The sequence below is a fragment of the Amycolatopsis nigrescens CSC17Ta-90 genome, from assembly GCF_000384315.1.
Taxonomy (GTDB): domain Bacteria; phylum Actinomycetota; class Actinomycetes; order Mycobacteriales; family Pseudonocardiaceae; genus Amycolatopsis; species Amycolatopsis nigrescens.
In genome coordinates this window covers 8,930,063-8,941,888 of the sequence record NZ_ARVW01000001.1, presented here as the reverse complement: position 1 = coordinate 8,941,888, position 11,826 = coordinate 8,930,063, and the positions used below count along the sequence as shown (strand labels likewise).

Annotated in this window: 9 protein-coding genes; 4 read left to right on the top strand and 5 right to left on the bottom strand. The window is 72.6% G+C overall.

Going from position 1 to position 11,826, the window contains the following annotated elements; all coding sequences use genetic code 11:
* Window positions 1-3: 3 nt before the first annotated feature.
* From AMYNI_RS0142360 to AMYNI_RS0142345, 4 genes are read left to right on the top strand one after another with little or no spacing between them, the layout of a single operon-like run.
* On the top strand, window positions 4-1,593 hold the full coding sequence (locus AMYNI_RS0142360; RefSeq protein WP_040407927.1) for a class I adenylate-forming enzyme family protein: 1,590 nt from the start codon (window positions 4-6) through the stop codon (window positions 1,591-1,593).
* Between the two features lie 24 nt (window positions 1,594-1,617).
* Window positions 1,618-2,415 (top strand): class I SAM-dependent methyltransferase, encoded by a 798-nt coding sequence (locus AMYNI_RS0142355; protein WP_020674220.1) that lies wholly within the window; start codon window positions 1,618-1,620, stop codon window positions 2,413-2,415.
* A complete protein-coding gene (locus AMYNI_RS0142350) occupies window positions 2,412-4,031 on the top strand; it encodes a CoA transferase (protein ID WP_020674219.1) in 1,620 nt (539 codons plus the stop codon). Before AMYNI_RS0142355 ends, AMYNI_RS0142350 begins: the two co-directional genes overlap by 4 nt.
* Window positions 4,028-5,587 carry a class I adenylate-forming enzyme family protein gene (locus AMYNI_RS0142345; RefSeq protein ID WP_020674218.1) on the top strand — a complete coding sequence of 520 codons (1,560 nt, stop codon included), beginning with the start codon at window positions 4,028-4,030 and terminating at the stop codon, window positions 5,585-5,587. Before AMYNI_RS0142350 ends, AMYNI_RS0142345 begins: the two co-directional genes overlap by 4 nt.
* Window positions 5,588-5,619: 32 nt before the next feature.
* On the opposite strand, the gene AMYNI_RS0142340 is transcribed toward AMYNI_RS0142345, so the two are convergent.
* The 5 genes from AMYNI_RS0142340 to AMYNI_RS0142320 are packed head-to-tail and all read right to left on the bottom strand — an operon-like array spanning window position 5,620 to window position 11,767.
* On the bottom strand, window positions 5,620-6,726 hold the full coding sequence (locus AMYNI_RS0142340; RefSeq protein WP_020674217.1) for a serine hydrolase domain-containing protein: 1,107 nt from the start codon (window positions 6,724-6,726) through the stop codon (window positions 5,620-5,622).
* A gap of 13 nt (window positions 6,727-6,739) precedes the next feature.
* Window positions 6,740-8,338 carry a dipeptide ABC transporter ATP-binding protein gene (locus tag AMYNI_RS0142335; RefSeq protein WP_040406276.1) on the bottom strand — a complete coding sequence of 533 codons (1,599 nt, stop codon included), beginning with the start codon at window positions 8,336-8,338 and terminating at the stop codon, window positions 6,740-6,742.
* Complete coding sequence (locus AMYNI_RS0142330; protein WP_020674215.1) at window positions 8,335-9,228, bottom strand: ABC transporter permease; 894 nt, start codon at window positions 9,226-9,228, stop codon at window positions 8,335-8,337. The genes AMYNI_RS0142335 and AMYNI_RS0142330 overlap by 4 nt, the downstream gene beginning before the upstream one ends.
* The gene (locus AMYNI_RS0142325; RefSeq protein WP_020674214.1) at window positions 9,225-10,184 is read right to left on the bottom strand and encodes an ABC transporter permease; all 960 of its coding nucleotides are present in this window, start codon (window positions 10,182-10,184) and stop codon (window positions 9,225-9,227) included. The genes AMYNI_RS0142330 and AMYNI_RS0142325 overlap by 4 nt, the downstream gene beginning before the upstream one ends.
* A complete protein-coding gene (locus AMYNI_RS0142320; protein ID WP_020674213.1) occupies window positions 10,181-11,767 on the bottom strand; it encodes an ABC transporter substrate-binding protein in 1,587 nt (528 codons plus the stop codon). The genes AMYNI_RS0142325 and AMYNI_RS0142320 overlap by 4 nt, the downstream gene beginning before the upstream one ends.
* Between the last annotated feature and the right edge of the window lie 59 nt (window positions 11,768-11,826).

Genomic DNA, 11,826 nt, shown 5'->3' with positions numbered 1-11,826 from the left:
GACATGGGCGTGCTCTTCGACGAGTGCGTCGAGCAGGGCGCCGCTACCACGGTGCGGCTGGACCGGCCGTTCGACATCGCACCGGACGGCGGGCTGCACTACGACCTGGCGGGGCTCGCGGAACTGGTCCGTGCGGCGTCCGGCTGGCTGCTCGCGGCCGGTGCCGGGCCAGGCGACCGGATCGCGATCGCCAAGGACAACCACTGGGACTACGACCTGCTGGCCTGCGCGGCGGTCCGGCTGGGCGCGGTGCCGGCCCAGCTGTCCGGGCAGCTGCCGGCCGAGGCGCTGGGCGAACTGCTCAAGCGGCTGGAGCCCGCCGTGCTGGTCACCACCGCCCGGCTGTTGCGCTCCGGCCGGGAGTCCGGCGTGGACCTGGGCTCGCTGGCTCGCCGGGTGCTCAGCCTGGACGACCAGGAACCCGGCGCGCTCGTGCTCGACGACGTCCGCGGCACCCGCCCGCCCGCGCCGAGACGGCCGGTGCGCGGGGAGCCGTTGGTGATCAACCACACCTCCGGCACCACCGGGGTGCCGAAGCTGGTGGTGCACTCCACCGGCACGATCATCGGGAAGCTGGCCTGCCTGGAATCCCACCGGCTGCCGGTTGTCGGCGTGCGGCGGGACGACACGGTGGCCAACGCCAGCGCTTTCGCGCACGGCCGGACGTTCTGCTGGACGGCGAGCGTGTGCTGCCTGGCCCCGCGCCGGATCGTGGTGCTCACCGGCGCGGACCCGGCGACCGCCGATCCGGTGCTGCGGGCCGACCCGCCGACGATCGTGGAGGCGCTGCCGTCCACCTTCGTCCGGTTCCAGCCGCTGCTTTCCCGGCTGGACAACCCTTTCCGGGACGTCCGGCTGTTCGTCAGCACCTACGACGCGATGCACCCGCCCACCGTGCGGGCGTACCTGGCCGCCTCGGCGCGCCGGCGTCCACTGTGGATGCAGGGCTGGGGGCAGACCGAGACCGGGCCGCTGACCTTCCGGTTCCTGACGCGCAAAGCGCTGGAACGCCGGGACCGGCACCCGACCACTCGCAACCTGGGCCGGCCCATCCCGGTGCGGACCCGGCTCCGGGTGGTGCACCCGGAAACCTTCGCCCCGGTGCCGAGGGGACAGGCCGGGCTGGTGCTGGCGCGTACGCCGGCCCGCTGCCTCGGTTACGTCGGGGAGGAACAGCGGTGGGCCGCCAAGCAGACCGGGAACTGGTGGAACACCGGGGATCTCGGCCAGCGCAACCGCGACGGCACGGTGCTGTTCCTGGACCGCGAGGTGGACGGGCTGCCGGAGTTGAGCTGCCTGGAGACCGAAGACCTGTTGGAGGACCGGCTGCCGGGCGCGATCGAGTGCGTGGTGCTCGGCGTGCCGGACGGGCCGCCGCTGCCGGTTGTGGTCACCGAGGACGGCGAGCAGGACCCCCGCGAATGGGCACGCGCCGTCCGTGACCTCCCCAAGTACCTGCCCGAGCTGGCCGAACCGGTGACGCTGACCTGGGACGAGGTGCCCCGCACCGGGACCGGCAAAGTCCGTCGGCTCGCGCTACTGGCCGCGCTGACCGGGCGGGCGGAGCCGCCCGGCACCGGGCGCTGGACCTGACCACCACCCACGGAAGGAGCGCAGGTGCCCGGCAGCCGGCTCGACGAGCCCCGCTACGTCTTCGGCGAAGACGGTGCGCACGAGCAGCACCAGTACCTCGCCGAGGCCTACGACCCGCTCAGCACGGCCAGGCTGGCCGGCACCGGGGTCACCGACGGCTGGCACTGCCTGGAGGTGGGAGCCGGTGGCGGCAGCGTCGCGGTCTGGCTGGCCGAGCGGGTGGCACCGACCGGCGAGGTGCTGGCCACCGACCTCGAACCCCGGCACATCCCGCGGCGGCCGAAGCTGACCGTGCTCCGGCACGATGTGGTGACGGACCCGTTGCCGGAGAACGGTTTCGACCTGATCCACGCGCGGCTGGTGCTGCGTCACCTGCCGCGCCGCGCGGTGGTGCTAGGCAGGTTGCTGGCCGCGCTCAAACCGGGCGGCTGGTTGCAGCTGGACGAATTCGACACCTCCTATCAGCCCTGTCTGCTGGGGCCGGACGCGTCGGCGGAGCGGTTGTTCAGCAGCTTCCTCGCGGCGAAGGACGCGGTGATGGCTGCCGCCGGGGTAGACGGTGCGTGGGGCCGCCATGCCGGGGCGGCGATGCGGCGGGCGGGTTTCACCGGAATCGACGTCTGGCCGCAGCTCGAACGGTGGCAGGGCGGGTCGCCGGGGCTGCGGCTGCTGGCCCAGCACACCTACCGGCTGCGGGAGGGACTGCTCGCGGGCGGGATGACCGACGGGCAGCTCCAGGAAATCCGCGCCCTGCTGGCCGACCCTTCGTTCTGCGTCTCGTCCAGCGTGATGTACTCCGTGCAGGGCAGGCGGCCGCGATGACGCTGTCCACCGAGCGTCCGGCGGGAACACCGGACTGCCTCGTCGGCTGGGCAGGCCCGGTCGAGTTGCCGCTGGCCGAGGAGAGCGCGGTGCAGGCGGCCTGCGGCCTGATGCACGTACACGGCCGCCGTTCGGGACGGCCGCTGCCGCTCGCCGTGGACTACGCCACTGCGGTCGCCGGAGTCCTTGCCGCACAAGGGAATCTGGCGGCGCGGATCGGTAGGGCGCGCGGGCTGGTGGTGGGCACGGCGCGCACCTCGGTGGCGCAGGCCGCGCTGCTGTCCGTCGCGCAGTACCTGGCCGCGGCGACCGCCGAGGACGCCGAGGACGCCGAGGACACTGCCGTCGATGGAGGTGGGGGTGAGCCGCCGTTCGCCTCGGCCGACGGGGTGCGCTTCGAGCTCGAAACCCTGGACGCCGAGCACTGGCAGCGGTTCTGGCTGCGGCTCGGCGCGGATCCGGACGCGGTTCGGCGGGGCTGGCGTCCGTTCCAGCTCAGGTTCGCCACCGCGACCTGTCCGCTGCCGGTCGGCCTCGCCACCGCGGCGAGCGGGCGGCCGTTCGGCGAGCTGACCGAGCTGGGCCGTGCCGCGGGGGTCAGCGTGCTGGCGGTGCGCGCCGAGCCCCGGTTCCGGGTGGCGCTTCCACCATGGCGGATCTCGCCGCTGGGGCGGCGGGCGGCCGGTGCTCCCGCCCGTCCGGCCGGGTTGCCGCTGGACGGGATCGTGGTGGTGGAGTCCACCAGCCGGGTGCAGGGACCGCTGGCAGGGCATCTGCTGCGGCTGCTCGGTGCCGACGTGGTTCGGATCGAGCCGCCCGGCGGCGACCCGATGCGCGGAGTGCCGCCGATGGCCGGTGGTTGCTCGGCGCGGTTCCGGGCGCTCAACGACGGCAAGCGGGCCGTGGAGATCGACCTCAAGTCTGCGGCCGGGCGCGCGGAGGTGCTCGACCTGGTGGCCGGGGCCGAGGTGTTCCTGCACAACTGGGCACCGGGCAGGGCGGTCAGGCTCGGGCTCGACGCCGACGATCTCGCCAAGGTGCGGCCCGGACTGGTGTACGCGGCCGCGTCCGGCTGGGGGACGGAGTTCGGGCCGGTCCCGCCGCTGGGCACCGATTTCCTGGTGCAGGCGCACAGCGGGCTGGCCGCCGCGCTCCGTCCCGGTGACGAGCCGGCCGCACCGTCGCTGATGACCGTGACCGACGTGCTCGGCGGAGCGGTGTGCGCCGAGGGGGTGTTGACCGCGTTGCTGGCCCGGTTGCGCACCGGCGCCGGTGCGCGCGTCGACTCGTCCCTGCTCTCCGCTGCCGCGGTGCCGCCGCGTCCTCGCGTCCGTCCGGTGTGGACGATGCTGGACCGGCCACCGGCCACCCGCGACGGATATCTGGCGCTGGGCGCGCGGGCGAGGTCGCGGCCGGACCGGGTGGCCGAAGTGCTCGGCGCGGCGGAGTTCACCGCGCACCCCACCGCATACTGGCTGGAGCGGTTCGCCGCGGTCGGGTTGCCGGTGACCCCGGTGTGCACCGATCTGCGGGCGCTGGCCGCGGACCCGCGGTTCGCCGGTGTGCTCGGCCGGGACGGCTACACCTTCCCGCTCAGCCCGTGGACGTTCTCGTGAGCACCTGGACCTCGGCGGCCGGGCTGGAGCTGACCGACCGGGTGCCGGCCGTGCTCCGCCGAGAATGGGTCCACAGTGGACTATGTCCCGGCCGCGACCTGCACACGTTGTTCCGGGAACAGGCGCGCGCACATCCCCGGCGTGAAGCCGTGATCGACGCGGACGGGGCACTGGATTACGAGAGCCTTGGTGTCGAGGTGCGTCGGCTGGCCGCCGAGCTGGTGTCGGCCGGGATCGGGAACCGTGACGTGGTCGGGATCCAGTTGGGCAACGGTCGCGCCGCGGTCGCCGCCGAACTCGCCGTCTACGCGGCCGGGGCGGTCGCGCTGCCCTGTCCTGCCGGGGGAAGTGCAGTGTCTGGTCTGCCGGAGCTGCTGTGCCGGGCGAGGGCGAGCGCGGTGATCAACGACCGCGTGCACCGGCTTCCGTTCCCGGCCGGGGGAGCACGCCGCCTGCCGGTCGATCCGGAGGCACCGGCGCGCATCCTGGTCTCGTCCGGCTCCGAAGCGGAGCCGAAGCTGGTCGCATACTCGCACAACGCCTTCGCCGGTGGCCGGGCTAGCTATCTGCGGGCGCTGCGGCGGGGAAAGGTGCCGATGCGGAACCTGGTGCTGGTGCCGCTCGCGTCCTCGTTCGGGTCCTGCGGGGTGCCGGTGACCATCGCCGCCCTCGGCGGGACCCTGCTGCTGACCGGCGCCTTCGATGCCGCTGCCGCGCTGCGGATGCTCGGTGAGCGGCGCGCTACCCACGTGTTCGGGGTACCGACGATGCTCGGCCGGATGGCGGCGCTCGGACCCGTGCCGGGGGAGGACTTCGGCACCCTGCAGGCCGTGGTGTCCAGCGGCGCCGCGTTGCCGGAGCGGGTCGCGCGCGCCTGCCAGGACCGCTTCCGGACCGAGGTGATCACGGTGTACGGCTCCTCCGACGGGGTCAACTGCCATACCGCGGCCACCGGGCCAGGCGCCTGGACCGGGCGGCCCGATCCCGCGGTGGCCAGCATCCGCATCGTCGACGAGCGGGGCCGGGCGGTGCGGCACGGGCAGCCGGGCGAGATCTGCGCGCGCGGCCCGATGACCCCGCTGTGCTATGTGGACGCTCCCGGGCTGGACGCCCGCTACCGGCTGCCCGGCGGCTGGGTGCGCACCGGCGACCGCGGCCTGCTGGACTCGCGGGGCAGGCTGCACGTGCTCGGCCGGATCAAGCAGATCGTGATCCGTGGCGGCTACAACATCAGCCCGGCCGAGATCGAGGCGCAACTGGGCACGCATCCGGCCGTCGCGGAGGTCGCCTGCGTCGGCGTTCCCGACGACGACCTCGGCGAGCGGCTGTGCGCCTGCGTCGCGCCGCGGCCGGCCGGGGCCGGGATCACACTGGCCGAACTCACCTGGTTCCTGGAACACGAGCGCGGTGTCGAGCGCCGGAAACTGCCCGAGGCACTGGTGCTGCTCGCGGAGCTGCCGCTCGGCCCGACCGGCAAGGTATGCCGCCGAACCCTGACCTCGATCGCGACCGCGCGGCGGCAGGATTCGCTGACCCAGCGCACCACGACGTCGTGAGTGAAAAGTGTTGCCGGGACAACACTTTTCACTCACGACCGTGGTAGTGCGGTGAGCAGGCGGGTGGCGCGGGTGTCGGTGTCCTCGGAGCACATCTCGTTGGTGGTGAAGGAGAACCCGAGCTCGGCTTCGGGAAGCGCGCCGTGCCGGCCGCCGCCGGCACCGGAGTGGCCGAACGCGACTTCGGCTGGGCCGTAGGTGCCGATCGGGTCGGCGAGCTCGTAGCCGAGGCCGAAGTGCAGGGGCCGGTCGTTGATCACGTCCGGACCCTGCGCCCAGGTGCTGGTGGCGGTGGCCAGCGCCGCCTCACCGACCAGTCCGCCGGTCGCCAGCAGGTCGTAGAACCGGGCCATGGAAAGCGATCCGCCGACCGCGCTGCCGGCGGAGAGCTCGGCCCGGTGATACCGCGGGTCGTTGACCAGATCGCCATCGCCGAGCAGGCCGCGGTACATCCGGTCCACGATCGCCCGGCGGGCCGGGTCGTCCCGCAGGAAGGTGCTGATCCGGTAGCCGGGCTCGCGGACGATCCTGGCCAGCCGCGGCCGGACCCGCTCCGGCGTGCCGAGGTGCACGTCGAGCGCGTGCGGGCCGGTGAACCGCTCGGCGACCAGCTCGCCCACCCGCTTCCCGGTGCACCGCCGGACCAGTTCGGTGAGCAGATAGCCGAAGGTGACCGCGTGGTAGGCCACCCGCTCGCCCGGAGTCCACAGTGGAGTCTGGCGGGCCAGTGCGGCGGCGTTGGCCCGGTTGTCCAGCAGGTCGTCCTGAACCGGGTCGACGTAGGGCAGGCCGGCCGTGTGCGCGAGCAGGTGGTGCACCCGCACGTCCTGCTTGCCACCGGCGGCGAACTCGGGCCAGTGCCGTGCAACCCGGTCTTCCGGGGCCAGCACGCCCCGGTCCGCGAGGTCGGCCAGCACGGTGGCGGCCAGCCCCTTGGTGCCGGAGAACAGCACCACCACGGTGTCCGCTGCCCATGCCCGCCCGGTGGTCGGGTCGGCGTGGCCGCCCCACAGGTTCACCAGCGTTTCGCCGCGGCGCACCACGCTGAACGCGGCACCGCCGGCCGAGGCGGCGACGATCTCCTCGAACACTGCGCGCACCGACTCGAAACCCCGGCGCACCATACCTTCGATCCGCATCACCGGACTCCTCTCACAGCCGTGGCGTGTTCGCCAGCAGCTCGCGGGTGTACTCGTGCGCTGGGTGCTCGAGCACGTCGTGCACCGCGCCGGACTCCACGATCTCGCCGTCGCGCAGCACCGCGATCCGGTCCGCCACGTGCCGGGCGAGCGCGATGTTGTGCGTGACGAACAGGATCGCCATGCCCAGCTCGGCCCGCAGCTCGGCGAGCAGGTCGATGATCGTCTTCTGCACGGAAACGTCCAGTGCCGAGGTAACCTCGTCGCAGACCAGCACCTTCGGCGTGGTCACCAGCGCGCGGGCGATGGCGGCGCGCTGGCGCTCGCCACCGCTGAGCCTGCCGGGCAGCCGGTGTGCGATGGACGGGCTGAACCGCACCTGTTCGAGCACCTCGGCGACCCGTTCCCGACGCTGCGCCCTGGACAGGCCGGTCAGCTGCGCCAGCGGCACTTCGAGCGACTGGGCGATGGTCTTGCGCGGGTTGAGCGAGGAGAACGGGCTCTGGAACACGTACTGCACGTCCCGCCGCTGGCCCGCCGTTCGGTCCTTTGTGGACGACGAAAGCTCGGTGCCGCCGAGCCGTACCGAGCCGGAGTACCGCTCGACCAGCCCGCAGACGCAACGGGACAGCGTGGTCTTGCCGGAGCCGGACTCCCCGAGCAGCATCAGCGACTCGCCGGCCTCGATGCTCAGCCCGACGCCGCGCAGCACGTGCACATCCCCGTAGGACACCGTGATGCCGCTGGCCGACAGCACCTCGGCGGGCCCTGGCGCCCCGGTCGCGGGTGTGGAGGTGACCAGCGCGCTCCTGGTTCCGGCCAGATCGGGCACCGCCGTCATCAGCCGCCTGGTGTACTCGTGCCGCGGCCGGCCCAGCACCTCGGCGGCGCTGCCCTGCTCGACCACCGAACCGCGGTACATCACCGCGACCCGGTCCGCGATCACGGAGACCACCGCCAGGTCGTGCGTGATGTACAGCGCGGCCACCGCGTGCTCGACGGTGAGCCGGCGCACCGTGTCCAGGATCAGCGCCTGGGTGGTCACGTCCAGCCCGGTGGTCGGCTCGTCCAGCACCACCACCGCTGGCCGGCAGGCGAAGGCCATCGCGATGCCGACCCGCTGCTGCTGCCCGCCGGAGAGCTGGTGCGGATAGCGGCGCCGGTACTGCTCGTCCGAAGGCAGCCCGACCTCGTCGAGCACCTCGGTGACCCGCTCGGCGCACCGTGCCGGGTCGCCGAACCCGTGTGCGGTCAGCACTTCCGCGATCTGGGTGCCGATCCGCAGCGCGGGGTTCAGCGACAGCGCCGGATCCTGCGGGATGTAGGCCACGGTACGGCCGCGCAGCGCGCGCCGGTCCCGCTCGCCCAGCGCCAGGATGTCGACCGGCTCGCCGTCGGCGGGGCACACGACCGTGCCGCCGGCAGGCCGAAGCCCGGTGCGGAAGTGCCCGAGCGCGGCCAGTCCCGCGGTGGTCTTGCCGGAACCGGACTCACCGACCAGCGCGAGCACCTCGCCGGGCGCGATCCGGTAGCTCACCTCGTGCAGGATCGGCGTGCCCGCGTCGGTGGTCACCGCCAGGCCCTCGACCGCCACCGCTGTCCGTCCGCTCATGCTCGCTCCTTGCCGGTACGCCCCGCCGCAGCGGAGGCCAGCGCGTCGGTGATCAGGTTCGTGCCCACCGTCAGCACCGCGATGGCCAGCATCGGCAGCACCACGCCCCAGGGCTGCACGACCAGCGCGATCCGGTTCTCGTTGATCATCAGCCCCCAGTCCGCGGCGGGTGGCTGCAGGCCGAGGCCGAGGAAGGACAGCGACGCGATGTAGCCGATCGAATAGGTCAGCCGCAACCCGAGCTCCACCATCAGCGGCCCGGTGATGTTCGGCAGCACCTCGCCCAGCAGCAGCCGCCAGCGCGGCATCGCGTACATCTCGGCGGCGCTGATGTAGTCGTTGGCGACCACCGCCACCGTCGCCTGCCTGGTCACCCTGGCCACCCGCGGCGCGTGGGTGAGGCCGATGACCAGCACCAGCAGCCAACCTCGCGGGCCGAGCATGGCGATCGCCAGCAGCGCGAACACCAGCTGCGGGAAGGAGAGCAGCACGTCGGACCCGCGCATCAGCACGCTGTCCAGCCGTCCGCCGCTGTAACCGGCCAGCATGCCCACCGCGGTGCCGAGCGCCACCCCGAGCACGGTGGCCAGCAGCGCGTAGCCGAGCAGGCTCAGACCGCCGTCGAGGAAGCGGGTGAGCACGTCGCGGCCGAGGCCGTCGGTGCCGAACACCCCGTCGTGCTGGAACGGCCTGCCGGAGAAGTCGGTCGGGCCGTAGCCGGTGAGCACCGGCCCGAGCCAGGGCCCGAGCAGCGCCACCAGTGCGACGAACCCGGTCAGCGCCATCCCGGCTTTTGCCTTGGGCAGCTGCCAGGCGCGGCGGAACAGGCCGAGCCGCCGTGCCGGCGGGCTGTCCCCGGTTTCCCCCGGCGGCAGGGCGATCGCGCTCATCGGGACACCACCGCCGTGCGCAGCTTCGGGTTGGTCAGGATGCCCACCACGTCGGCGACCAGGTTCACCACGATGTACACCACCGCGATGATCAGCGTGATCGCCTGCACCACCTGCACGTCCCGTTTGTTCACCGAGTCGATCAGCAGCTGGCCGATGCCGGGATAGCGGAACAGGAACTCGACCACGACCACCCCGCCGGCCAGCCAGGCCAGCTGCAGCGCGATCACCTGCGCGACCGGGCCGGCCGCCTGCGGCAGCGCGTGCCGCAGGATCACCGTGCGCTCCGGGATTCCCTTCAGCCGCGCCATTTCCACGTACCCGCTGTCGAGCACGTCGATCATCGTCGCGCGCATCATCCGCACCAGGTACGGGGTCACCACCAGCACCAGCGTGGCCACCGGCAGCACCAGCTGGACCGGCTTGCTCCACACCGCCTCGCCGGGGGCGGCGAGGGTGACCGACGGGAACACCTTGAACACCGTGGTGGACAGCAGCACGGTCAGCGCCACGCCGATCACGAACTCCGGCAGCGCGGCGATCACCAGGCTGACCCCGGAGATCGCGTGGTCCGCGACCCGGTCCCGGCGCATCGCGCTCCAGGTGCCCAGCGCCAGCCCGAGCGGGGCGCTGACCACCGCGGCGGCCACCAGCAGCACCAGCGACGCGGCGAGCCGGTCGCCGAGCAGCGCGTTCACCGAGCCCTGCGTCGCGGTGGAGACACCGAGGTCGCCGGTGAGCACCCCGCCGAGCCAGTCGAGATAGCGCTGCCAGACCGGTGCGTTCAGGTGCAACTGCTCGGTGAGCGCGGCGATCCGCTCGGGGGTGGCCTGCTGGCCGAGAATGGCGCGGGCGGGGTCGCCGGGCAGCAGCAGGGTGGCGACGAACACCAGCAGGCTGACCAGCCACAGCACCAGCAGGCCGACCAGCAGCCGGCGGAGGATGAGCCGGGTCATCGCGCACCTCCGGTGCCGAGCCACGCCTGCCGGAACCGGTACCCGGACAGCGAAAGGCCGGTGCGGTCCGGTTTCAGGCCGGCCACGTACACCTGGTGCGCGTCCACGCCGTCCACGAACGCCCAGACGATGTTGCCGCCGCGCTCGTATTCGATCCGTTGAGCGCGGCGGAGAAGATCGTTCCGCGCGCCTTCGTCGGTGGTGCTGCGTGCCTGCCCGATCAGTGCGGTGAACTCCGGGTCCTGGAAATGCGTCTCGTTGTACGGCGAACCCGCCAGCGAGCTGGCCGCGACCTGCGGCAGGTAGTTCCGCGTGTAGTAGAAGGACTGCGCGAAGTCCCAATTCGTGTAGTTCTCGCCGAAGAAGGTGGTGGTGTCCAGCTTGCGGATGCGCACCTTGATGCCGGCCTCCTGCGCCTGGCGCTGGAACACCTGCGCCGACTCCACCGCACCGGCCTGGATCGGCGCGGTGACCAGCTCCACCTCCAGGTTCTCCCGGCCGGCCTCGGCGAGCAGTTGCCGCGCTTTCGCTATGTCCTTGGTGCGCTGGGGAAGTTCGCGGGCGTAGGCCGGGTCGAACGGCGAGTAGAGGTCGTTGCCGACTCGGCCGCGACCGCTGAGCACCTGGTTGATCATCTGTTCGCGGTCCACCACCAGCCGCATCGCCTGGCGCACCCGGACGTCGTCGAAGGGCGGCCGGTCCACCCGCATGGTGAACGGCAGCCAGGTGCCGGTCTCCGAGGTCAGCACCCGGATCCGCGGGTCGCTGCGCAGCACCTCCACCAGCGCGACCGGTACCTGGTCGATCGCGTCCACCTGGGACGAGAGCAGCGCGTTGATCCTGGCGTCGTCCTCGGTGAAGTTGGTCAGCACCAGCTCGTCCAGGTACGGCTCGCCGGGGCGCCAGTAGTGCTCGTTGCGCAGGAAGGTGCTCTGCAGGCCCTCGGTGAAGGTGCTCGCCCGGAACGGCCCGGTGCCGACCGGGTGCCGGACGTCGAAGTCGGCGGGCACGATGCCGAGCGAGTACTGCCCGAGGTAGTCGTCGAACACGCTGACCGGCTCGCGGAGCCGGAACTCGACCGTGCGGTCCCCGGTCGCTACCACCTCGCCGAGGATGTCCTTCAGGCTGGCCGCGCCGTTCTTCGGGTCGTTGGGGTCCAGCACCCGGCGGAAGGTGGCCACCACGTCGGCCGGGGTGACCGGTCGTCCGTCGTGGAACCGCACCCCGGCGCGCAGCGTGGCCGTCCAGGACCGAACGTCCGATGTGGACTGAAGCGACTCGGCGACCAGCAGTTCCGGCCGGTAGTCGTGATCCCTGGACAGCAGCGGCTCGTAGAGGTTGATCACCCGCGCGATGTCCGGGTTGGTCGCCGGGATGTGCGGGTCCAGGGTGTCGGACGAGCCGCCGCCGGTGACCCCGACGCGCAGGGTGCCGCCGCGCCGCGGCGGCCCGGTCGGCTCGGCGACGGCGGCGTCCGGGCCGGTGCCGCAGGCGGAGAGCGCGGCGGCGGTGCCGAGCAGGGTGGTGGAAAGGAAGTGCCGCCTGCTGAATCGGGCGGTATTGGGCATGCTTTCGGTATTCATGGCGAATCACTTTTCGATGAGGTGATCGCGAACAAGGGGGAGGGCGAGGTTCAAAAAAG

What these genes read in the sequence shown, in the direction of transcription:
- AMYNI_RS0142360 (WP_040407927.1), top strand. Translation starts at nt 4, where the DNA reads ATGGGCGTGCTCTTCGACGAGTGCGTCGAGCAGGGCGCCGCTACCACG.
- AMYNI_RS0142350 (WP_020674219.1), top strand. Translation starts at nt 2,412, where the DNA reads ATGACGCTGTCCACCGAGCGTCCGGCGGGAACACCGGACTGCCTCGTC.
- AMYNI_RS0142340 (WP_020674217.1), bottom strand. Translation starts at nt 6,726, where the DNA reads ATGCGGATCGAAGGTATGGTGCGCCGGGGTTTCGAGTCGGTGCGCGCA.
- AMYNI_RS0142335 (WP_040406276.1), bottom strand. Translation starts at nt 8,338, where the DNA reads ATGAGCGGACGGACAGCGGTGGCGGTCGAGGGCCTGGCGGTGACCACC.
- AMYNI_RS0142330 (WP_020674215.1), bottom strand. Translation starts at nt 9,228, where the DNA reads ATGAGCGCGATCGCCCTGCCGCCGGGGGAAACCGGGGACAGCCCGCCG.
- AMYNI_RS0142325 (WP_020674214.1), bottom strand. Translation starts at nt 10,184, where the DNA reads ATGACCCGGCTCATCCTCCGCCGGCTGCTGGTCGGCCTGCTGGTGCTG.
- AMYNI_RS0142320 (WP_020674213.1), bottom strand. Translation starts at nt 11,767, where the DNA reads ATGAATACCGAAAGCATGCCCAATACCGCCCGATTCAGCAGGCGGCAC.